The 22672-nt window shown below is 59.8% G+C and carries 22 protein-coding genes; 4 read left to right on the top strand and 18 right to left on the bottom strand.

Going from position 1 to position 22672, the window contains the following annotated elements:
• Positions 1-2: 2 nt before the first annotated feature.
• From KGA96_RS24405 to minC, 7 genes are all read right to left on the bottom strand, one after another.
• Positions 3-2117: a mechanosensitive ion channel family protein gene (locus KGA96_RS24405; RefSeq protein ID WP_223515186.1), complete on the bottom strand. Its 2115-nt coding sequence runs from the start codon at positions 2115-2117 to the stop codon at positions 3-5.
• A gap of 126 nt (positions 2118-2243) precedes the next feature.
• Entirely contained in the window at positions 2244-2420 is a 177-nt protein-coding gene (locus KGA96_RS24400) for a hypothetical protein (RefSeq protein ID WP_008048365.1), read from the bottom strand.
• Between the two features lie 266 nt (positions 2421-2686).
• Positions 2687-3976 carry a M18 family aminopeptidase gene (locus tag KGA96_RS24395; RefSeq protein WP_007974949.1) on the bottom strand — a complete coding sequence of 430 codons (1290 nt, stop codon included), beginning with the start codon at positions 3974-3976 and terminating at the stop codon, positions 2687-2689.
• A 186-nt stretch (positions 3977-4162) separates the two neighbouring features.
• The gene (locus KGA96_RS24390) at positions 4163-4798 is read right to left on the bottom strand and encodes an RluA family pseudouridine synthase (RefSeq protein ID WP_046037585.1); all 636 of its coding nucleotides are present in this window, start codon (positions 4796-4798) and stop codon (positions 4163-4165) included.
• A gap of 91 nt (positions 4799-4889) precedes the next feature.
• Positions 4890-5144 carry a cell division topological specificity factor MinE gene (minE, locus tag KGA96_RS24385; RefSeq protein ID WP_007974947.1) on the bottom strand — a complete coding sequence of 85 codons (255 nt, stop codon included), beginning with the start codon at positions 5142-5144 and terminating at the stop codon, positions 4890-4892.
• 3 nt (positions 5145-5147) lie between these two features.
• Positions 5148-5960: a septum site-determining protein MinD gene (minD, locus tag KGA96_RS24380; RefSeq protein WP_007974946.1), complete on the bottom strand. Its 813-nt coding sequence runs from the start codon at positions 5958-5960 to the stop codon at positions 5148-5150.
• 202 nt (positions 5961-6162) lie between these two features.
• The gene (gene minC / locus KGA96_RS24375; RefSeq protein WP_046037759.1) at positions 6163-6900 is read right to left on the bottom strand and encodes a septum site-determining protein MinC; all 738 of its coding nucleotides are present in this window, start codon (positions 6898-6900) and stop codon (positions 6163-6165) included.
• Between the two features lie 118 nt (positions 6901-7018).
• On the opposite strand from minC, the gene KGA96_RS24370 reads away from it, so the two are divergent.
• Both KGA96_RS24370 and KGA96_RS24365 read left to right on the top strand, forming a co-directional pair.
• Positions 7019-7951, top strand: coding sequence for a lipid A biosynthesis lauroyl acyltransferase (locus KGA96_RS24370; RefSeq protein ID WP_223467085.1), 933 nt, complete (start codon positions 7019-7021; stop codon positions 7949-7951).
• A gap of 34 nt (positions 7952-7985) precedes the next feature.
• Positions 7986-9158, top strand: coding sequence for a patatin-like phospholipase family protein (locus tag KGA96_RS24365; RefSeq protein ID WP_223515183.1), 1173 nt, complete (start codon positions 7986-7988; stop codon positions 9156-9158).
• 132 nt (positions 9159-9290) lie between these two features.
• Here the strand turns inward: KGA96_RS24365 and KGA96_RS24360 are convergent, their stop codons facing one another.
• The 8 genes from KGA96_RS24360 to puuE form a co-directional block, all read right to left on the bottom strand.
• Positions 9291-10076, bottom strand: a complete 786-nt coding sequence (locus KGA96_RS24360) for an outer membrane protein OmpK (RefSeq protein WP_046037576.1) — start codon at positions 10074-10076, stop codon at positions 9291-9293.
• A gap of 377 nt (positions 10077-10453) precedes the next feature.
• Positions 10454-11239, bottom strand: coding sequence for an outer membrane protein OmpK (locus KGA96_RS24355; protein WP_046037573.1), 786 nt, complete (start codon positions 11237-11239; stop codon positions 10454-10456).
• Between the two features lie 87 nt (positions 11240-11326).
• Positions 11327-12685: a nucleobase:cation symporter-2 family protein gene (locus tag KGA96_RS24350; protein WP_046037571.1), complete on the bottom strand. Its 1359-nt coding sequence runs from the start codon at positions 12683-12685 to the stop codon at positions 11327-11329.
• Positions 12686-12849: 164 nt separating this feature from the next.
• Complete coding sequence (locus KGA96_RS24345) at positions 12850-14151, bottom strand: urate hydroxylase PuuD (RefSeq protein ID WP_046037569.1); 1302 nt, start codon at positions 14149-14151, stop codon at positions 12850-12852.
• Between the two features lie 50 nt (positions 14152-14201).
• Complete coding sequence (locus tag KGA96_RS24340; RefSeq protein ID WP_007993087.1) at positions 14202-14705, bottom strand: ureidoglycolate lyase; 504 nt, start codon at positions 14703-14705, stop codon at positions 14202-14204.
• A gap of 143 nt (positions 14706-14848) precedes the next feature.
• Positions 14849-15844 (bottom strand): allantoicase, encoded by a 996-nt coding sequence (alc, locus tag KGA96_RS24335; protein WP_046037564.1) that lies wholly within the window; start codon positions 15842-15844, stop codon positions 14849-14851.
• A gap of 88 nt (positions 15845-15932) precedes the next feature.
• Positions 15933-16448, bottom strand: a complete 516-nt coding sequence (gene uraD / locus KGA96_RS24330) for a 2-oxo-4-hydroxy-4-carboxy-5-ureidoimidazoline decarboxylase (protein WP_046037561.1) — start codon at positions 16446-16448, stop codon at positions 15933-15935.
• The gene (gene puuE / locus KGA96_RS24325; protein ID WP_223515180.1) at positions 16445-17371 is read right to left on the bottom strand and encodes an allantoinase PuuE; all 927 of its coding nucleotides are present in this window, start codon (positions 17369-17371) and stop codon (positions 16445-16447) included. The genes uraD and puuE overlap by 4 nt, the downstream gene beginning before the upstream one ends.
• A 434-nt stretch (positions 17372-17805) precedes the next feature.
• On the opposite strand from puuE, the gene uraH reads away from it, so the two are divergent.
• Positions 17806-18159, top strand: a complete 354-nt coding sequence (gene uraH, locus KGA96_RS24320; RefSeq protein WP_007974925.1) for a hydroxyisourate hydrolase — start codon at positions 17806-17808, stop codon at positions 18157-18159.
• A 192-nt stretch (positions 18160-18351) separates the two neighbouring features.
• Here the strand turns inward: uraH and KGA96_RS24315 are convergent, their stop codons facing one another.
• The 3 genes from KGA96_RS24315 to KGA96_RS24305 all read right to left on the bottom strand — a co-directional run bounded on the left by KGA96_RS24315 (position 18352) and on the right by KGA96_RS24305 (position 21192).
• Positions 18352-18978, bottom strand: a complete 627-nt coding sequence (locus KGA96_RS24315) for a LysE family translocator (protein ID WP_046037555.1) — start codon at positions 18976-18978, stop codon at positions 18352-18354.
• A gap of 72 nt (positions 18979-19050) precedes the next feature.
• Entirely contained in the window at positions 19051-20400 is a 1350-nt protein-coding gene (locus tag KGA96_RS24310) for an NCS2 family permease (protein WP_008048392.1), read from the bottom strand.
• Positions 20401-20745: 345 nt separating this feature from the next.
• A complete protein-coding gene (locus tag KGA96_RS24305; protein WP_046037543.1) occupies positions 20746-21192 on the bottom strand; it encodes a MarR family winged helix-turn-helix transcriptional regulator in 447 nt (148 codons plus the stop codon).
• Between the two features lie 82 nt (positions 21193-21274).
• On the opposite strand from KGA96_RS24305, the gene KGA96_RS24300 reads away from it, so the two are divergent.
• The gene (locus KGA96_RS24300) at positions 21275-22441 is read left to right on the top strand and encodes a PLP-dependent aminotransferase family protein (protein WP_223515177.1); all 1167 of its coding nucleotides are present in this window, start codon (positions 21275-21277) and stop codon (positions 22439-22441) included.
• Positions 22442-22672 lie beyond the last annotated feature (231 nt).

The following is a 22672-nucleotide window of genomic DNA, read 5'->3' as shown; positions in this document are numbered from 1 at the left end:
TGTTATTGCTGTTGTTCGCCCGTGTTTATGCCTGGGGTAACCACCTGCACACTCATCCGCGGCATAGCCAGATCCATCCCGGCTTCATCCATGTGCCGTTTGAGTGACAGGTTGAACGCTCGCGACACTTCCCACTGCTTGATCGGCGCGGTCTTGAAACGGGCGCGAAGGATGGCGTTGCCCGACTCGAAACTTTCCACCCCCTGGAACTCCAGCGGCGACCAGATATTGCGTCGCTGCAGCGGATCGGTGCGCATTTTCTGGCCGACTTCGCGCATCAGTTTGATGGCGTTGTCGATGTCCATGTTGGCCGGCACCGCTACCCGGAAGATCGCGTAGCCGAATTCCCGGGAGTAGTTCTTGATGCTTTTGATTTCACTGAACGGAATGGTGTGGACGATGCCGTCGATGTCCCGCAGGCGCACGGTGCGGATGGTCAGGCCTTCGACTGTGCCGAGGTGGCCGCCGACATCCACGTAGTCGTCGATGGCCAGGGAGTCTTCGATGATGATGAACAACCCGGTAATCAGGTCGGCTACCAGCGATTGTGCACCAAAACCGATGGCCAGACCGATCACACCGGCACCGGCCAGCAAGGGCGTGACGTTCATGCCCATGTTCGCCAGGGCGACAATCAGCGCGACGATAAAAATCGCTATGAACAGCACATTGCGGATCAGCGGCATCATCGTCTGCGCGCGGGCGTTGGCCAGGCCTTTGCGCGAGCGGGTCAGAGCATGATGCACGGCCGTGTCGCTGAGAATCCAGATCAGCCAGGCGAACAGCAGCGTGCCGGCGAGGCTGAACAGTTTGACGCTGACTTCGTGGCCATCACCTTCGGTAAAGCGGATCAACGACATGCCCCAGACTCGCAGACCGAGTTCGATGAAAGCCAGCCACACCAACAGATGGACGATGGTGTAGAAGAAGTTTTTCAGCCGTTCCGAATACACGGCGTAACGCCGTATGCCTTGCTGGGGTTTGAGGGCGTGGCGGCGTACCAGGCCGTTGATGACCATGCACAGCACCAGCAAGACGGTACAGATCAGCGACTGGCGCAGGGCGGTGCTGGTGTCGCCAGCAGAAATGAACGTTGCGAAGAGCGAGATGGCCACCAGCACCAGCGCCGGCACGTACCAGAAGGTGCCGAGAATCGACAGGGTGTCGTTGAGGGCGCGGCGGGTCAGGCGACGGGACAGCGGCTGATTGCGGATCAGGTGGGCGATCGGCCGGCGGAAGCGCAGGATGAAGCGCCCCGTGGAGAGCGCGGCCAGGACATTGGCAACGGTCGCGGCGGTGTGGGCCAGATGGCTGCCGAGGCTGTTGACCAGTTGCGGATCGCTCAGGGCTTCGCCAAACGCGGCGAAGCTGCCGATCAGCCACAGCGGCCGAAACGCCTGGTGCCGCAGGATGTACAAGGCGCAGTGACGGTGTGGGCCGTCGAGCAGGGAAAAGGCAATCACGCAGATGGCCGAGAAGCAGGTGCCGACCACCAGTGCATAGGCCAGCACCATCGCCAGGCTCTTGCCCAGGGACGAGGGCAGGGCGTAGCTCATGTAGACCGTGATCACCAGGGCGATCAGCCATGGTCCGAGTTTGCGCAGCGCAAAACGCAACATGTCCAGGGCCCGGGGATGCTGCGGTAGTTCTTCGGTCAGGCCGAAACGCATCCGCACGCGGTGGCTGATCCAGATCAGGGTGGCGGCCAGCAGGCTCCAGACCATCAGGATCATGGCGAAGGCGAACAGCATGGGCAGCCATTCATTGGCCGGCAGCGCCAGCGCCACCAGTTCTTCCCTGGCCTGATCGAACTCACTGGACCAGCGTGTGAGGGGACTGTCGTCGCCGGAAAACTTCTTCTCGAAATTGGCCAGGGTTCCGCCAATCAGGCCCAGCACACCTTCTTCGGTAATCGGCTGGGCCTGTTTGGTGGTGTCACGGAGCTTTTTCAGGTCGGCCAGCAGCTTGCTGCGTTGCTGGTCGTTTTCCAGTGACTTGATCACTTCGTCCAGGGATTGCCCCAGCGGTACCTGTGCTTCGGGCTGCGCCTTGGCCTGGTTGTTGAGCAGGCCTGGCAGGCCGGCCGCTTGGGCAGGCGCTACTGATAGCAGCGTCATCAGGCAGACAAGGACAATACACGGGAGGGCAAAAAGACGAGCGAACACTAGGCGGTCAACCTCGCAGGGAGCGGATCGACCGAGTGTACGAGCCCATCAAAATCAATGCGAGCCAAGGGCGATGAATTATTCGTTGAGTTTGGCGAGGATCTTGATCACCACGGTCGCGAGAATGGTCAGCATGCCGATCCACATGGCAAACACGCCGGCATTTTTATCGCGAAAGTTGAAGCCGACGGCCAGCAGGAGCATCCCGGCAAGAATCGGAATCAGCATGGCGTGGAAGGTAGACATCGAAATCATGGAGACAGCCTTGTCGAAGGGATACTTGAAGTCTAGGCCGCTTTTGATGCGGCCGGTGTGATATGTATCAGAAGTGAGTCATGGATGCTGCATGGTCAGCGAGCTTTTGTGGCGAGGGGGCTTGTCGGAACGCCGCACCGCCCCGTTCGACCGCGAAGCGGTCGCAAATCTGCCAATGTAGTCTGTCTGACAGAAATGCTTGGGGCTGCTGCGCAGCCCAACGGGGGCAAGCCCCCTCGCCACATGAGTCCCTCATTGCATCAGATTTACGGCAACTCGCGGCACGCGTAGAACGCGCTCAATACCTTGACCAGATGCGCCAGGTCATGGCTGCCGCACAGTTCGCGGATCGAGTGCATGGCGAACGTCGGCAGGCCGATGTCCACGGTGCGCACGCCCAGGTGGCTGGCGGTGATCGGGCCGATGGTCGAACCACAGCCCATGTCGCTGCGCACCACGAAGCTTTGCACCGGCACTTCTTCAGCCATGCACAGGTGACGGAAGAACCCGGCGGTTTCGCTGTTGGTGGCGTAGCGCTGGTTGCTGTTGACCTTGATCACCGGGCCGGCGTTGAGTTTCGGACCGTGGTTGGCGTCGTGTTTGTCGGCGTAGTTCGGATGCACGCCGTGGGCGTTGTCAGCCGAAACCAGCAGGGATTTCTGAATGGTGCGTACGAATTCATCACCTTCAGGCAGCAGGCGACGCAAGGTTTGCTCAAGCATCGGGCCGTCGGCACCGCAGGCCGAGCAGGAACCGACTTCTTCGTGGTCGTTGCAGACCAGCACGCAGGTTTCGTCGGTGTCGGCGGTTAGCAGCGCTTGCAGGCCGGCGTAGCACGACAGCAGGTTGTCCAGACGCGCACCGGCGATGAAGTCGCCATGCAGGCCAATGACCGCAGCGCTTTGGGTGTCGTAGAAGCTCAACTCGTAATCGAGCACCACGTCAGCGTTCAGGCCGTGTTCGCGGGCCAGTTGATCGGTGAGCACCGCGCGGAAGTCCACGCGCTCGTCACCGGCAAACTGCGCGAGGATCGGCGGCAGTTCGGTCTGGGCGTTGATGGCCCAGCCCATGTTGGCTTCACGGTTGAGGTGAATCGCCAGGTTCGGAATGATCGCAACGGGAGCCTTGAAGTCGATCAACTGGCTTTCGACCTTGCCGTCGCGACGGAAGGTTACGCGGCCGGCCAGGGACAGGTCACGGTCGAACCATGGCGCCAGTAGAGCGCCGCCATAGACTTCGACACCCAGTTGCCAGAAACCCTGGCGTTGCAGCTCCGGTTGCGGCTTGACCCGCAGGCACGGGCTGTCGGTGTGGGCGCCGACCAGGCGAATGCCACCGTGCAACGGTGAATGGCGGCCCATCTTGATCGCGACAATCGAAGAGTCATTACGGGTGACGTAGTAGCGACCGTTGGCTTCGGTGTTCCACGGCTCACGCTCGTCGAGACGTTGATAGCCCGCCGCTTCCAGGCGCTGAACAAGGCTGGCGGTGGCATGGAACGGGGTAGGGGAGGCCTTGAGGAAATCGATCAGGCCTTGGTTCAACTCTTCGCGCATAAAGTAGCTCCAGACAGCAGTGGCGCCAGTTTAACGTATTGGCTTGGTAAATGGCGTCGCACTGAATGGTGTACAGAGTCCCTGTGGGAGCGAGCTTGCTCGCGATAGCGGAGTATCAGCCAGCACTAATGCTGGATGTGCCGGCCAGATCGCGAGCAAGCTCGCTCCCACAGGATTGAAGTACGTCTAAAACGGTGCCGGGCACTCGAAGCGCAGGCGCTCGCCACTTTGCGGGTGGGTGAAGCTGAGCATGCTCGCGTGCAGGCACAGGCGCGGCCAGGCCGCCAAAGCCTGTTCATGGGCATAAAGCCCGTCACCCAGCAGCGGATGGCCAATCGAGAGCATGTGCACGCGCAACTGGTGGGAGCGGCCGGTGATCGGTGTCAGTTCGACGCGGCACCAGTCGCCACAACGTTCGAGCACTCGCCAGAAGGTCAGCGCATGTTTGCCGAATTCATGGTCGACCACGTGGCGCGGCTTGGTCGGCGGGTCGTAGCGCAAGGGCAGGTCGATGCTGCCGCTGTCCAGTTCCGGCTGACCCCAGCACAGGGCTGTGTAGGCCTTTTCGGTTTCGCGGTCGTGAAATTGCCTAGACAGCTCGCGATGGGTGTCCGGGTCGCGGGCTAGCAGGATGATGCCGGAAGTCTCCCAGTCCAGCCGGTGGACAATTCGCGCTTCCGGGTAGCCGTTTTCCTGCAGGCGGGTAATCAGGCAGTCCTTGTTGTCATCGGCCCGGCCAGGGACAGAGAGCAACAGGGTCGGTTTGTTCACCACCAGTACGGCGGCATCCTGATGGATGATGTGGATGTTGGACAACGGCATTAAAACAGCCTCGTAACAAACGCCAACGGCGGCTCAGGTCCCTTCCGGTTGCAGAAGGGACCTGAGCCGCCGTGGCTCCTGGCGGATCGACTCAGCGATCTGGCAGGGTGATATTGAGTTCCAGAATCGAGCAACTGCCCTGGCTTTCCAGTGCGACATGCACGTCATCGGACCCGATATTGACGTACTTGCGGATCACCTCGACCAGTTCCTTCTGCAAGGCCGGCAGGTAGTCCGGGGTACTGCGTTGGCCGCGTTCGTGCGCCACGATGATCTGTAGACGCTCTTTCGCTACCGACGCGGTGCTTTGCTTTTTGTTGGCACGAAAGAAGTCAAAAAGGTTCATTGCTTAGTTGCCTCCAAACAGGCGCTCGAAGAATCCCTTCTTCTGTACATCGAGGAATCGATGATCCACGGTCTTGCCCAGCAGGCGATCTACGGTATCGCTGTAGGCCTGGCCGGCATCGCTCTGGTCGTCGAGAATCACCGGAACACCCTGGTTGGATGCCTTGAGCACCGCCTGGGATTCAGGGATCACGCCGAGCAGGGTCACCGAAAGGATCTCCTTGACGTCTTCTACGCCGAGCATTTCGCCTTTGCTCACACGTTCCGGGTGATAACGGGTAATCAGCAGGTGTTCCTTGATCGGGTCTTCGCCGCGTTCGGCACGACGGGACTTGCTGGCCAGCAGGCCGAGCATGCGATCGGAGTCACGTACCGAGGAGACTTCCGGGTTGGTCACGACGATCGCTTCATCGGCGAAGTACATGGCCAGGTGGGCGCCTTTCTCGATGCCTGCCGGGGAGTCGCAGACCACGAACTCAAAGTCTTCCTTGAGTTGCATCAGGACTTTTTCCACGCCTTCGACGGTCAGCGCGTCTTTATCTCGGGTCTGGCTGGCGGCCAGCACGTAGAGGTTTTCCAGGCGCTTGTCTTTGATCAGGGCCTGTTGCAGGTTGGCTTCGCCGTTCACCACGTTGACGAAGTCATACACCACGCGGCGCTCGCAACCCATGATCAGGTCGAGGTTACGCAAGCCCACGTCGAAGTCGACGATCACTGTTTTGTGGCCGCGCAGAGCGAGGCCGGTACCGATAGCGGCGCTGGTGGTGGTCTTACCCACACCACCCTTGCCGGATGTAACCACGAGAATCTTGGCCAAGGTGTTTCACCCCTAAGGAAAAAGGACTTTTCAGTCCCTGAAAAACATCTCCTGAAAAACTACTGCAGTCGGACAGCCTTGGCTGGAATCCGGTTTAGAGCGGCGCTTACCCCCGGTAAACACTGCTTTCGGCCTTTTTCCTACTTCGTTTGAGCCGTTTTCGCTACGTTTTAGAGATGCTTGGAAAATGCGGCAGTATCCGTTAAAGCCGAATGATGTTCAACACGTCGCCGGACAGGCTGACCTGCACACCCGAACCCCATAGAGGGTCGCGGCGCAGATCTTCGGAAACCTTGTAATGCCCGGCGATGGAAATCAGTTCAGCACTCATTTGCTGACAGAAAATCCGCGCCTTGGTGTCGCCCTTGACGCCGGCCAACACGCGACCACGCATCGGGCCGTATACATGGATGTTGCCATCGGCGAGAAGTTCCGCCCCCGGGCTGACCGAGGAGATCACCACCAGATCGCAGCCCTGGGCATAAATCTGCTGGCCACCGCGTACCGGCGAGGTGATGATTTTCGTCGGCTTGATGGTCGGCTCGGGTGGTTTTTCCGGTTTTTTCTTCGGTTCGCCTTCGGTCAGGTCCAGTGGACGCTCCCGGGCGCCGGACGGTGGCAGCACCGGCAGGTCGACCGCGATGGCGGCGGCAATGTCTTCGATGCGGCTGGCGCGGATCGCCAGGGTACGCAGGCCATGCTGGCGGCAGACGCGCATCAGCCCGGGCAGATCGACCGCGCCTTCATTGGCCGGGAGTTTGTCCAGGGCCAGTACCAGTGGCGCGTTGCTGAAGAAGTTTGGCGCCTGGGCGACCTTGGCGGCCAGTTGCCGATCAAGGCTTTCGAGGTCGTTACGGGCCAGTTCCAGCACCGTAATGGCCAGCATGCTGCCCTTCAACTGGAACACGGGATCTTGGTCTAGCGGTTCGGTTTGGCTCATGGTCGGCATACAACGACTTGTCACTAAAAGTGCCGAGACTTATAACGAGAACGCCCGCGGGCCGCAAGCCGGGTCGAACGATGTAGAATGCGCGGCCATTGTCATTCCGGAAGCATTAATGGACCGCCCGCGTTTTCGAAAAGCATTTCTATCTCCACGTTTCTGGCCGCTGTGGTGTGGCCTGGGGCTGTTGTGGCTGATCGTCCAGTTGCCGTATCCGGCACTGCTGTGGGTCGGTCGTGTCCTGGGTTCTTTGATGTATCGGGTCGCCGGCGACAGACGGCGCATTGCCAAGCGCAATCTGGAGCTGTGTTTTCCGGAAAAAACCGCCGCCGAACGCAAACGCCTGCTCAAGGAGAACTTCGCCTCCACCGGCATCGCTTTCTTTGAGATGGCGATGAGCTGGTGGTGGTCGCGCAAGCGCCTGGCGAGTCTCGCTCATATCGAAGGGCTGGAGCATTTGCAGCAGGCCCAGCGTGAGGGCAAGGGCGTGATCCTGATGGCCCTGCACTTCACGACGCTGGAAATCGGCGCGGCGTTGCTCGGTCAGCAGCACACCATCGACGGCATGTACCGCGAGCACAAGAATCCGCTGTTCGACTACATCCAGCGCCAGGGCCGCGAGCGGCACAACCTCGATTCGCTGGCGGTGGAACGCGAAGACGTACGCGGCATGCTCAAATTGCTGCGCTCGGGCCGGGCGATCTGGTACGCACCGGATCAGGACTACGGCGCCAAGCAAAGCATCTTCGTGCCGCTGTTCGGCATTCAGGCCGCGACCGTCACCGCCACGAGCAAGTTTGCTCGGCTGGGCAAGGCGTTGGTGGTGCCGTTCACCCAGGAGCGTCTGGCGGACGGCAGCGGCTATCGCCTGGTGATCCATGCGCCGCTCGAAGGCTTCCCCGGCGAAACCGAAGAAGAGGACTGCCTGCGCATCAACCAATGGATCGAAAGCGTTCTGCGCGAGCATCCCGAGCAATACCTGTGGGCCCACCGCCGCTTCAAGAGCCGTCCACCGGGCGAGCCCAAGCTGTACGCCAAGCGCGGTTGAGTAACCGTTTTCCCAAGCACCATGGAGTGTTGCGATGAGTCCAGTTGAACCGGTAACAGGGTTGATTCTTTCCGGTGGCGGGGCTCGGGCGGCCTATCAGGTCGGGGTGCTGGCGGCGATTGCCGAATTGCTGCCGCCGGGGGCCCGCAATCCGTTTCCGGTGATCGTCGGCACCTCGGCGGGCGCGATCAACGCCGTCAGCCTCGCCAGCGGTGCGATGGATTTTCGTAACGCCATCGAACGCCTGACGGCCTTCTGGCAGGGCTTTCGCAGTCATCTGGTATTGCGCAGCGACTGGCCCGGGGTGATCCGCCAGGCCAGCCGCTTCGTCAGCCACAGTTTGCTCGGCATCGGCAGGCACATGCCGGTGGCGCTGCTCAACAGTTCTCCGCTGCGGGATCTGCTCAACGACAAGCTGCATATGGGCGGCATCGCCGAAGCGATCGCACAGCAACAGTTGCATGCGGTGGCGGTCACCGCATTCGGTTATGAGTCCGGCCAGGCAGTCACCTTCTATCAGGGCGGCGGCAAGATCGATGCCTGGTTGCGCCATCGACGCATCGGCGTTCCCACCCAACTGTCGGTTGAACATCTACTCGCCAGTTCGGCGATTCCGCTGCTATTTGCCCCGGTGAAAATCGGCGAAGAGTATTTCGGTGATGGCGCGGTGCGTCAGTCGGCGCCGATCAGCCCTGCGTTGCATCTGGGCGCCAGTCGGGTGCTGGTGGTGGGCGTCAGCGGCAACCCCCGTGGAGTCGACCCGCAACAACCCTTGCCGCGCAGCTATACCGGTCAGCAGCCGACTCTGGCGCAGATCGGTGGGCACATGCTCAACAGTACGTTCATTGACAGCCTGGAAAGCGACATCGAGTTGTTGCAGCGCCTGAACCAGTTCAGTCACCTGATGCCCGACGGTACACCCATCCGTGCTTTGGGCGTGGCGCCGGTGGACGTATTGGTGATTTCACCGAGCCAGCCGATCGACGAGATTGCCGCGCGCCATCGCCAGGAATTGCCGGCGGCATTGCGCCTGTTTCTGCGCGGGCCGGGTGCGACCAAGACCAGCGGGGCGGGGGTGCTGAGTTATCTGCTGTTCGAGGCGGGGTATTGCAGCGAATTGATCGAACTGGGGCGACGGGATGCGTTGGCCAAGCGCGGGGAGTTGTGCCGGTTTCTGGGGTTGGCAGAGCCTGTCATCCCCGTTTGAGATTTGTGGTGCAGCCAATCGCGGGCAAGCCCGCTCCCACAGGTAGTTTCGTCGTAAGTAAAATTTGAATTCGACGACAGTCACTGTGGGAGCGGGCTTGCCCGCGAAGGCGTCTTTACAGACGTCGCCGGATCAGAAGTGAACCTTGACCAGGAAGCTGGTCACGCTCTGATCGGTCTTGAAGCCCTGGCTGTCTTCGATACCGTACTTGTTTTTCCAGTAGTCATACTCGACACCGACGTACAGCTGCTTGGCACCCAGATTCAACGCCTTGCCCAGGTCGTATTTGACCTGCGGATTGAAGTGCAGGTTGGCGTGGTATTCGCCTTTTTTGTTCACGTCGTTGTCGACGACCCAGTCCATGAAGCCGTCGATCAGCACGTCCGAGCCGCCCACCGGGATGGTGTAGGACCAGACTGGCGTGACCTGCCAGATGTTGTCGCCCGGGCGGTCGCCTTCGGTGTGGCGGTTGTAGAAGTTCAACTGGAAGTAGTCGAAGCCCGGGATGGCCAGGTCAAAACCAGGGCCGATCAGGTAGGACTCGGTATCGTCTTCACCGAACTCGTAGGTCATGGCCAGCAGGACGTCCTTGATCGGGCCGAACTCGAACTTCTGGTCGAAGATCTTGTTGAACGACAGGCGCGGACTGAGCTCGCCGTAGTGGCTGTTCTTGCCCGCGAAGGCGTCTTCCTTGCCGTTGTAGAAGATCTTGTCGATGAAAAAGAAGTTGTCGCCGTATTTCCAACCGTCGGCGTGTTCAAAGGTCACCGTCTGCTGGATGCGCGGGTTGACCTGGAAGTCCTTGCCATAGAGGTAGCTCAGGCTGTTGTTCTGCCATTGCAGCAAGTCGCCGGCCATGGCCTGACCCCCCGCCAGCAATGATCCCGCCAGCATCAGGCTAGTGCACGTACGTTTCATTCGGTTGCTCCCAAAAAGTAGGTGGTTCCACGTTGTTTTTTTAAAGTCGGCGCTCTGGTGTGGCGCCTGTTTCTGTAGCGGTAAAAAATCATCCATTCGGTCAGCTTTAGTGCTGTTAGCAAGAGCTGAGCCAAGGCTTTCAAAAAGCAAAAAAACTCCCGTTCGGCGGCTCAAGAGCGGTCGATTGAGAGGGGTTTTGGAGTGCCTTGGTGCCTGCCAGTGCCGGGATAAGTTGGCTTTCTGGTCAGGTTTTACATCCGGGCTTTTTTTTAAACCGGATTCGGGCGGCCGCGGAGAATACTGACTCCTCGGCCAGGTCTCAAGTGCTCCGCAACGGCGCACCGACGACAGGTTTGAGGCACGGTTGCGGGGCAGCATTAGAAGTGCACCTTTACCAGCAGGCTGGCGGTGTTTTCATTGGTATTGAAACGGGAGCTGTCCTGGACGCCGTATTTGTCCTTCCAGTAGCTGTATTCGGTGCCGACATACACCTGTTTCTCGCGCCAGCCCAGGGCTTTGCCCAGGTCGTATTTGATCTGCGGGTTGAAGTGCAGGTTGGCGTGATAGGTGCCGCGGGCGTTCTGGTCGTTATCCACCACCCAGTCGATGTAGCCGTCGATCAACAGGTTCGAGTTGCCCAGTGGCAGGGTGTAGGACCAGGCCGGACTGATTTGCCAGACATCATCGCCAGGGCGCGAACCTTCGGTCTGGCGGTAATAGAAGTTCAGGGTGAAAAAGTTGAAGCCCGGTACCGCGAGGTCGAAACCGGGGCCAATCAGGTAGGCCTCGGTGTCGTCTTCGCCGTTCTCGTAGGTCATGGCCAGCAGCACGTCCTTGATCGGGCCGAATTCGAAACGGCGGTCGAGGATTTTGCCGAAGGAGAGGCGTGGGCTGAATTCGCCGTAATAGGCGTGAGCCCCTTTGTTGCGGTCTTGCTCGCCGTTGTACCAGGTGCTGTCGATGAACATGAAGTTGTCGCCGTACTTCCAGCGGTCGGCGTGTTCGAAGGTGATCGTCTGCTGGATCGCCGGGTTGATCGCGAAGTTCTTGCCGTACAGGTAGCTCAGGCTGTTGGTCTGCCACAGCAGTAGATCGCCGGCCATGGCTTGACTCGCGGCCAGCAGGCCACCACTCAACAACACGTTGGTTTGTGTCCGAATCATCTGTTGCTCCCTCTTGTTTTTATTTTTGAGGCGCAGGTTGTGGCCAGGGGGCTGGCCACAGGCAGGCCCCCTTGGTTATCCGTCAGATCAATGAGTGTGAGCGTGGCAGTCGTTAATGGCCGCGCGTTCGGCGCCACCAAGGATGTTGAACAGCAGGTTCAGCGTCAGCGCGCTGAGGGTGGCCATGGCGATGCCACTGTGGGTGATCGGGCTTATCCACACGGGCAGGTGGGCGAAAAACTCCGGGCGTACAACCGGGATCAGGCCCATGCCGATGCTCACCGCCACCAGCAACTGGTTGCGACGGTCACCGATGTCGGCTTCCTGGAGAATCTTGATCCCGGTGGCGGCGACCATGCCGAACATCGCAATCGCTGCGCCGCCCAGTACTGCCGGAGGAATCGACGCTACCAGGAATGCGGCCTTTGGCAGCAGGCTCAGGACGATCAGCAAACCGCCGGCAACGATGGTCACCGAACGACAGCGCACGCCGGTCATCTGCACCAGGCCGATGTTCTGGGCGAAGGATGAGTGGGTGAAGGTGTTGAAGAATCCGGCGAAGAACGAGGCGCCGGCATCGCACAACAAGCCGCGACGCAGCATCCGTGGGCAGACTTCCTGGCCGGTGATCTTGCCCAGCGCCAGAAACATTCCGGTGGACTCGACGAAAATGATCACCACCACCAGGCACATCGACAGGATCGGCGCGAGTTCGAATTTCGGCATGCCGAAGTGCAGCGGCGTGACGAATTGCAGCCATGGCGCCTGAGCCATGCCACTGAGGTCGACCATGCCGAGCAGGCCGCAGAGTACATAGCCCAGGCACATGCCGATCAGCACGGAAATATTGACCCAGAAGCCGCGCATGAAACGGTGCACCAGCAAGATGGTGCCCAGTACCAGTGCGGCGATGGTCAGGTAGATCGGTGAACCGAATTGAGCGGCGCTGGTACCGCCACCGGCCCAGTTGACGGCCACGGGGAACAGCGACAAACCGATCGAGGTGATGACCGTACCGGTCACCAGCGGCGGGAAGAAGCGCACGACCTTGGACATGAACGGGGCGATGATCATGCCAAAGAACCCGGCGGCAATGGTCGCGCCGAAGATCCCTTGCAGGCCGATACCGGGCATGCCGGCCATGGCGACCATGCTGCCGACGGCGGCGAAACTGGCGCCCATCATCACCGGCATGCGAATGCCCATGGGGCCGATGCCGAGGGACTGGACGATGGTGGCGATACCCGCAACCAGCAGGTCGGCGTTGATCAGGAAGGCGATTTCTTCACGACTCAGGCCAGCGGCCTGTCCGATGATCAGCGGTACCGCGATGGCACCACCGTACATCAGCAGAACATGTTGCAAACCGACCAGGATCAGTTGCAAGAGGGGCAAACGCTGAATGGCGGGTGCGTCGGGGATGCGCGCTTCGGATAGCTCGGACATGCAACACCTCGGATCTTTTTATTCTTGTGATTTACAGCTGCAGTGCTACTGGCAGCTGTATTCGAATCAGGTGGGCCGCTTTGCGGCCATTCGCGGGCAAGCCCGCTCCCACACAGGCCATGCAAAACCTGTGGGAGCGAGCCTGCTTGCGAAGCTTTTAACGATTAATTGGTCTGGGCTCCCTGCACAATCCAGGCACCGATCAGGTCACGTTCCTGCTGGGTCATCTGCGTGATATTGCCCAGTGGCATGATCTGGCTGGTGACGGCTTGCGCCTGAATCCGCGGTGCGTTCTGGCGGATCTGTTCGGGGGTGTCAAACATCACACCGGCAGGGGCCGCACTGAACAGCGGGCTGGTCGGCTTGGCCGAGTGGCAAACCGCGCAACGTTCCTGAATCACGCTGTGCACTTTGTCAAAGCCAGGGCCGGCGTTGGACGCTTGCGCCGGTGCGGCGGCAGGCGCTTCTGCAGGTTTGGCTTCAGCCGGTTTCAAACCACCGCCCACTGCTGTTTCCGGCAGCGGCTGGTATTCGATCTTGGCGGGTGCCTTGGCCACTTCCGGGCTGTTCAACGGCGCAGGGCCGGTGACGTAAGCCAGGCTGATCATGCCGACGGCTGCCACAGGCAGGGTCCAGGCAAACTTGTGGCTGTCGTGACGGGTGTTGAAGTAGTGACGCACCAACACTGCCAGTACCGCGATCCCGGCCAGGATCAACCAGTTGTACTGGCTGCCGTAGGTGCTCGGGAAGTGGTTGCTGATCATGATGAACAGCACTGGCAAGGTGAAGTAGTTGTTGTGACGTGAACGCAGCAGGCCTTTGGCCGGCAATGCCGGATCGGGCGTGCGGTTCTCGGCAATCGCCGCTACCAGTGCGCGTTGCGCCGGCATGATGATGCGGAACACGTTGCCGACCATGATGGTGCCGATGATCGCGCCAACGTGCAGGTACGCACCCCGACCGCTGAACACCTTGCTGAAGCCGTAGGCCGCGCCGATGATCAGGACGAACAGGATTCCGCCGAGCAGGGCAGGGCGTTTGCCCAGGGCCGAGTCGCACAGGAAGGAGTAGATGAACCAGCCGATGAACAGCGAGCCGATACCGATGGCTACGCCTTCAGGACCGCTCAGGGAGCTGCCCGGAGCCAGCAGGTAGAGCGTCGGGTTGGAGTAGAACACCACGCACAGCAGCGCGATACCCGACATCCACGTGAAGTAGGCTTCCCATTTGAACCAGTGCAGGTTGTCCGGCATGGTCGGTGGAGCCAGTTTGTATTTTTCCAGGTGGTAGATACCGCCACCGTGGATTGCCCACAAATCGCCAGCCAGACCGTTTTTCGGGTTGACCCGGTTGAGGTTGTTTTCCAGCCATACGAAATAGAACGACGCACCGATCCAGGCCACGCCAGTAATCATGTGAACCCAGCGCACGCTCAGGTTCAGCCATTCCAACAGATGTGCTTCCACAGTCTTTACCTCTCGCCTGTCACTCTGTTGTCGAGTGATCAGACCTTCTCTTATTGGTGGGGGGCGAGGATCAAACGCTCATCCTCTTTGAAAAAATGCTCATCGCAGTTATTGCCTGTGCCACTGCGATCAACCACCAGGAAGTCATCCCGCTTTTCGATCGTCAGCACCGGGTGGTGCCAAACGCCGCGATGGTAATTAATGCCCTGCCTGCCGTTGGTGACGAAGGCGCGGACCAAGCCTGATACAGGTTCATCGCCAAGTGGCGCGACCACGATCAGAAAGGGGTTGCCGAGCAGCGGAATGAAAGCCTGGCTGCCCAGCGGATGACGCTCCAGCATGCTGACGGTCAGCGGCATGTCCTGCGCGTCGGCGCGGAAGATGCTGATGATCGCGTTGTCCTCTGGCTTTGCGGTTTCGACCACAGCCAGTTTATGGAAGCGCATGGTCGAACCGTTGTTGATCATGAAGTGATCGCTGCCGTCGGTTTCGATCACGTCACCGAAAGGGGCGAAGGCTTCTTTGGTCAGCGGTTCAATCGTTAATGTGCGCATGCTGTTCTTATCCGAATTCTGTGTTGTTGGTACTGCAGTTGTGGCGAGGGAGCTTGCTCCCGCTGGACTGCGCAGCAGTCCCATTCTTTGGGGGCCGCTTCGCGACCCAGCGGGAGCAAGCTCCCTCGCCACAGGTTCAGCGCTTACTTGGCGACCTTGCCCAGAACACGCAGGCGGCTCACACCACCATCCGGGAACACGTTCAGGCGGATGTGGGTGATCGGGCCCAGTGCCTTGATCTGCTCGGCGAAGGTGTGTTCGGCGTGCATTTCCAGCTTCTGGCTTGGCAGCAGTTCGCGCCAGAACAGCGACTGGGTTTCGATCTGGCTGTCGGTACCGCCCTTCACGAACGCGCCCTGGATCGAGCAGCTGTCCGGGTAGTTGCCCTTGAAGTGCAGGGTGTCGACGATGACTTTCTCGACTTCGCCGGCATGGCCCAGCGCGACGATGACCCAGTCATTGCCCGGGGTACGACGACGTGCGGTTTCCCAGCCATCGCCCATGTTGATGCCACGGCCCGGGTTGAGGATGTTGCTCATGCGACCGAAGTGTTCATCGGAGCAGGCGAGGGCGCGGCCACCGTTGAGGGCAGCGGCCAGGTCGACTTGCTCGTTGTCGCCGGTAGCCGACCAGTCACGGAACGGCACGCCGTACACGCGCAGACGGGCCACGCCGCCATCCGGGTAGATGTTGAAGCGCAGGTGGCTGAAGGCCTGGTCGTTGCTGATTTCGTGGTAGTGGTGGCTGTTGCCTTGCAGCTCGACGGCGGACAGCACTTCAACCCACTGGGTGTTTTCGTTCGGCTCGCCTTCGGCCAGGAAGCAGGCTTCCAGGGACGCCGACGGCGGGAAGTTGCCGGTGAAGAATGAAGTGTCGATGTCGACGCCCTTGATCGAACCCGGCACGCCCAGGCGGATCACGGCGCTGTCGAAGCCTTCGAAGCGCTTGCGGCGCGATTCCCAGCCGTCCATCCACTTGCCGTTGTCATCGAACACGCCCTCCTTCCATACGGCCGGGGTCGGTTGGAACAGACGGTTGGCGTCTGCGAACCAGTCATCGGTGACCGAGATGATTTTGGTGCCCAGGCGGGCATCGGCCAGGTTGACGAACTTCTCGAAAGGTACGGCGTAAGCTTTCATTCTTCTTGTCTGCCTTTAAATAAGTGGCTTGGGATGCTTGCAGGGCCCTAGGTGTTTTCTGCGTTTAAGAACACTCGGGTCAGGCTTGCTATAGGGTCAGTAATCGGAACAGGGCGATCTTGTTGATCTCCGCCAGCGCGCATTTGAATTCGGTATCGACCGGGTTGTGGATGCGCGTTTCGAACGCTGCGAGGATCTGATGCCGGTTGCTGCCTTTTACCGCCATGATGAAGGGAAACTTGAACTTGGCCTTGTAGGCGTCGTTCAGCTCGGTGAAGCGCTGGAACTCTTCGGCCGTGCATTGGTGAATACCCGCGCCAGACTGTTCTTCAGTGCTGGCCGCGGTAAGCTGGCCCTGGACGGCCGCACGGCCTGCCAGGTCCGGGTGAGCGTTGATCAGTGCAAGCTGGCTTGCATGATCGGCGCTCAACAGGATGTCGCTCATGCGCTGGTGCAAGGTCTCGATCTGGTCGATCGAAGCGTCCTGGCCCAGGTCGTAGGCCTTCTCGGCTACCCATGGCGAATGTTCGTAGATGTCGGCGAAAGCGGCGACGAAGGCGTCGCGGCCGAGGGCCGAAGGTTTGACGGTTTGAAAGGTGCTCATTTGCCAGCCCCTGTGTACGGGTGGGTTTCGTGCCAGTGGCGTGCGATGTCGACGCGACGGCTGAACCACACCTGTTCATGACTTTTAGCGTATTCGATAAAGCGCTTGAGCGATGCCAGGCGCGCCGGACGGCCGATCAAGCGGCAGTGCAGGCCGATCGACAGCATTTTCGGTGCCTCGGCGCCTTCGGCGTAGAGCACATCGAACGCGTCTTTCAGGTATTCGAAGAAGTCGTCGCCCTTGTTGAAGCCCTGGACCTGAGTGAAGCGCATGTCGTTGGTGTCCAGGGTGTACGGGATCACCAGGTGCGGCTTGCCGGTCGGGTTGTTCGGTTCCCAGTAGGGCAGGTCGTCGTCGTAGGTGTCGCAGTCGTAGAGGAAACCACCTTCTTCCATCACCAGGCGACGGGTGTTCGGGCCGGTGCGGCCGGTGTACCAGCCCAGCGGGCGTTCGCCTGTGATTTCGGTGAGGATGCGGATCGCTTCGAGCATGTGCTCGCGTTCCTGGGTTTCATCCATGTACTGGTAGTCGATCCAGCGATAGCCGTGGCTGCAGATCTCGTGGCCGGCATCGACCATGGCGCGGATCACGTCCGGGTGACGCTGGGCGGCCATGGCCACGGCGAAGATGGTCAGCGGGATGTCGAATTCCTTGAACAGTTTCAGGATCCGCCACACGCCGGCACGGCTGCCATACTCGTAGAGGGATTCCATGCTCATGTTGCGCGCGCCTTGCAGCGGCTGGGCAGAAACCATTTCCGAGAGGAACGCTTCGGATTCTTTGTCGCCGTGCAGGATGTTGCGTTCGCCGCCTTCTTCGTAATTGAGTACGAACGACAGGGCGATTCGGGCATTGCCCGGCCAGTGTGGGTGAGGAGGGTTACTGCCGTAACCGACCAGGTCGCGTGGGTAGTCAGCGCTCACTGCAGGCTTCCTTCTTATTCGATGATGACGGTTGGTGTGACGCAGCTGAAAATTGGATGGCAGGCTTGCGTCACAGCGATGGGCTGATTGTATACAACTTTATATTCACTTTGTAAGCCTGATTTTTCGCATTTTTCACCGACTGTCATCTTTTACTGCTATTGGCGTGAGCCTGCAAGAAATCTGCCTGACTGGTCAATTATTGATTGAGGGGCTCATAGGTTGTGCGGTTCGGCGGGAAATCGACGGTAAATATGCAGATGGCAGGGGTAATGCGAAAAATGTCGTTTTTATTGTGTACAATTTTTTTGAAAAGTGTCTTAATCGGTCGCTCGCCGCAGCTTTTCGTGCTCCGAATCGGTGCGGTCTCCTTTTCAACTGACTTCGGGAGGCGCGAAGTCTGACTGCTCCACGCAGGCAGGCGCGCAGAATCAATGGGACGTTTGACTACACACGTTTTGGACGCAGCACACGGTTGCCCGGGCAGCTCGATCAAGGTCGAGTTGTACCGCGTTGAAGGTTCGCACCTGGAATTGGTCGCCAGCGCGATAACCAACAGCGATGGCCGTGTCGATGCACCGCTGCTGCAAGGCGATGACTACCGCACCGGGGTCTATCAGGTTCAGTTTCATGCCGGCGATTACTACCGCGCCCGTGGCGTCAAGCTGCCGGAGCCGGCCTTCCTGGATGTCGTGGTGCTGCGTTTTGGCATCTCCGCCGAGCAGGATCACTACCATGTGCCGTTGTTGATTTCGCCTTACAGCTACTCCACCTATCGCGGCAGCTGATCCCCCAAACAGCAGCTGCACCCTGGAAGCGACTGCGCATATAGCTTCTTTGGTCTTTCGCCCGCTCACACTGCGGGCTTTTTTTCGTCTGGAGAAATGTGGCGCCTGTGCCGACGCCATCGCGAGCAGGCTCACTCCTACAGGAGTGCGCGTTCCAATGTAGGAGTGAGCCTGCTCGCGATGCTTTTGCTTTTAGCGGCTCAGCAGGGACGCTGCACCCGCGCCACTGAACAACCCTGCACTGATCCGGTTAAACCAGCTCTGGCCCTTGCCGCTGCGCAGATACCGCGCCGCACCATGGGCGCCGAGGCCATAGGCCAATTTGCACAGCAGGTCGAGCACGGTCCAGGTCGCGATCATCACCAGAAGTTGTGGCAGGAACGGCTGTTCGGCACTCAGGAACTGCGGCAGGAAAGCGGCGAAGAACAGGATGTCCTTCGGGTTGCTGGCGCCCAGCATGAACGCACGCCCGAACAGTGCACGAAAGCGAGGCACCGGAGCGGCTTGTGGCACTTCAGCGCCATGGGAAGGCAGGCGCGATTGCTGCCAGCTCTGCCAGGCGAGGTAGAACAGGTAAAGGGCGCCAAGAATCTTCAGGGCGCTGAACAGCTGTTCCGACGCCAGCAACAACGCACCCAGGCCCAGTGCCGAAGCACTCAGCAGGCAGATCGATGCGGACACTCCGCCGAGGAAGGCCGGGTAAGAGCGGCGCAGGCCGTAATTCAGACTGTTGCTGATCATCAGCAACGACAGCGGCCCCGGGATCAGGATCACTATCAGCGCAGCGCCGCTGAACAGCAGCCAGGTTTCCAGACTCATCACTTTCCTCCATTTGCACAAAAGCCCCACCCGACGGGGTGAGGCTGTTTTCAAGCAGGTCCCGCGTAAGGCTTACAGGAAGATGAACTTGGCGATGAAGATCGCGCAGAGCACCCACAGGCTCACGGAAATTTCCTTGTACTTGCCAGTACCGGCCTTCAGCGCCACGTAGGTGATGAAGCCCAACGCGATGCCGTCAGCGACCGAGAAGGTCAGCGGCATCATGATTGCGGTGACAATCGCCGGGATGCTGTCGGTCGCTTCGTCCCATTCGATGTGGGCCATGCCGCCCATCATCAGCATCGCTACATAAATCAGTGCACCTGCGGTTGCATAGGCAGGAATCATCCCGGCCAGCGGTGCAAAGAACATGGCTGCAATAAATAGCACACCTACGGTCACTGCGGTAAGACCAGTCCGACCACCCGCTGCAACACCGGCAGCACTTTCCACGTAGCTGGTGACTGGCGGAACGCCGACGACCGCACCGAATACGCTGGAAGCACTGTCGGCTTTCATGGCGCGGGAGAGGTTTTCGATGCGGCCGTCAGCACCGACCAGGTTGGCGCGCTGGGCAACACCCATCAAGGTACCGGCGGTGTCGAACATATGTACGAAGAGGAACGCCAGCACCACGCTGATCATGCTGACGTTGAACACGCCGGCGACGTTCATGGCCATGAAGGTAGGGGCGAGGCTCGGTGGAGCCGACATGATGCCCTCGTAGTGCACCAGGCCCAGACCCCAGCCAGCGAGAGTCACGGTGATGATGCTGATGAGGATCGCGCCGAACACCTTGTGATAGCTGAGGATGGAGATCATCAGGAAGCACACGGCGGCGAGCAGCGGGCCGGGTTCGCGCAGGGAGCCGAGCTTGATCAGGGTCGCCGGGCTATCGACGACGATACCCGCGGTTTTCAGGCCGATCAGCCCCAGGAACAGACCCACGCCGGCGCCCATGGCGAAGCGCAGGCTGACCGGGATGCTGTTGAGCAGCCATTCGCGGATCCGCGAGAAGGTCAGGATCATGAACAACACACCGGACACAAACACCGCGCCGAGGGCGGTTTCCCAGTTGTAGCCCATGGTGCCGACCACGGTGTAGGTGAAGAAGGCGTTCAGCCCCATGCCTGGCGCCAGGCCGACTGGCCAGTTGGCATACAGGCCCATCAACAGGCAACCGAGTGCCGCGGCGATGCAGGTGGCGACGAATGCCGCACCGTGATCGATCCCGGCGTCGGCCATGATGTTGGGGTTGACGAAAATGATGTACGCCATGGTGATGAAGGTTGTCAGACCGGCAATCAGCTCGGTCTTCACCGTGGTGCCGTGCAAGCTGAGTTTAAACAGACGTTCCAGCAAGCCATTGCGTAATGGCGGCGAGAGATCCAGCGTCGATGCTTCGGATTTGCGGCTTTCCACAGCGAATACTCCTCAAGAGTTTTATTGTTATTTCCAGGGCAGGACCCATGAGGGTGGCAGCGGCCCTTTGAGGTACTTGCGAATTTGTTGACCGCTTGGTCAGGAACTCGCACGAAGTGGATTATGCTTTTGTATACAAAGAAAGCAAATAATGTTTTTGATTTTGTTTACGAAAAGTTTGGCTTTAGAGATATATCGCCTGTTCCGACGCCTTCGCGAGCAAGCCCGCTCCCACAGGAAGCGGCGGATCTGCGCATATTTTTTGACCGAATCGAAACCTGTGGGAGCGGGCTTGCTCGCGAAGAGGCCGGATCAGTCAGCATCAAAATCAGCAGGCAGAATGATTCAATCGGTATGCGCCTGGCTTTCCCCCAACGCCAGATTCACCGCCAGCCACCCATTCACCGCCGTCTCCCCGGCCTCGGCAAACACCCGCTCCAGCAATTTCACCTGCTCGCGCCGCAGCATCTGTTCAAACCGCGCACCTTCGGCGGTCAACTCCAGCAGGCGCTTACGCTTGTCGGTTTCGGACGCGACGCTGTCGACCAGATGCATCTCCAACAATTGCCGCAGCGGCATGTTCAGCGCCTGCTTGCTCACACCGAGCAACGCCAGCAGTTCCTTTACGCTCAGGTTCGGATAGCGGGCGATGAAAAACACGATGCGCTGATGCACCCGACTCAGGCCTCGACGTTCGAGCATTTCATCGGCCTTGGCGGTGAAGGCCTGGTAGCCGAAGAAAAACGCTTCCATGGCCTGCTGCTGGGAAAGCGGGTTTTTAAGGTCAAGCATATTGACGTATCCGTTCGGGGAGGCGTAATTTCGGTCAACAAGTTTGACTCATTTTCCACATGCCTCGCTACCGGTGATCCCCATGGCTTTTTCCGAACGTGTCTCACGCCTTAAAAGCTCTTTGATCCGTGAAATCCTCGCCGCGGCCCAGCGCCCGCAGATGATGTCGTTTGCCGGCGGCCTGCCGGCCGAAGCCATGTTGCCGAAGGTCGATTGGGCCGAGATGCCAGTTTCCATGGGGCAATACGGCATGAGCGAAGGCGAGCCGGCACTACGCGAAGCGCTAGCCGCCGAGGCGCGAGCGTTGGGAGTGGCGTGTGAGGCAAGCCAAGTGCTGGTGGTCAGCGGCTCACAGCAGACCCTCGACCTGGCAGCCAAGCTGTACATCGACAAGGGCACCGAAGTCCTGCTCGAAGCGCCGACTTATCTGGCGGCGTTGCAGATTTTCCAGCTGTTCGGCGCCGATTGCCTGACCGTGCCGCTGGAGGCCGACGGCCCGAACCTGACGGAGCTACGCGCTCGTCTGGAGCAACACCGTCCGGCCTTCATCTACCTGATCCCGACCTTCCAGAATCCATCGGCGGTGCGTTACAGCGAAGCCAAACGCGACGCGGTGGCGGCGTTGCTCGATGAGTTCGGTGTGACACTGATTGAAGACGAGCCTTACCGCGAACTGACCTTCGACGGTGGCAGCGCCACGCCGATTGTCAGCCGCTTGAAGAAGGCCAGTTGGATCTATACCGGGACCGTGTCGAAAACCCTGCTGCCGGGGTTGCGTGTCGGCTACCTGATTGCCAGTCCGGACCTGTTTCCCCATCTGTTGAAACTCAAGCAATCGGCGGATTTGCACACCAATCGTGTCGGTCAATGGCAGGCACTGCAATGGATCGGCACCGAGAAATATCAGCAGCACCGTAGTGAGTTGCGCGATTTTTATCGGGGGCGCCGGGATGCGTTCCAGGCTGCGCTGGAAATTCACTTCTCGGATCTGGCGGACTGGAACGTGCCGCAGGGCGGGCTGTTTTTCTGGTTGAAACTCAAGCAGCCGCAGGACACCCGCACCTTGCTCAATGCCGCTTTGGCCAACGACGTGGCGTTCATGCCGGGCGAACCGTTCTTCCCCGAGCCGGATAACCATCCAGGGTATCTGCGGTTGAACTTCAGCCACATTGATCCGGCGCGGCTGGATGAAGGGCTCAAGCGGTTGGCGGCGGTGGTGCGACAGGCACAGGTGGCGCAAGCAGCCTGAAAACAAATAAACCGGCGCAAGGGCCTAATGCCGATCAGTTAAGCCTCATTGCTTGACCTTTGGCCGCAAGAAATCAAAATCCGATGCCTGAATAGGCATCGGATTTTTTTATGCGTCTGGCTCGGGCACTGGAACTGACCCACAACTTCGTCTCGACTCCCAATTCCCTCGAGGGATTGGACTCGTTGCTTGATCCATCGCTGGTCGAACAGGCCTTGGAACAAGCCGGTG

The sequence above is a fragment of the Pseudomonas sp. GL-R-26 genome (assembly GCF_019947365.1).
Taxonomy (GTDB): domain Bacteria; phylum Pseudomonadota; class Gammaproteobacteria; order Pseudomonadales; family Pseudomonadaceae; genus Aquipseudomonas.
This window is presented reverse-complemented; position numbering and strand designations above follow the sequence as displayed.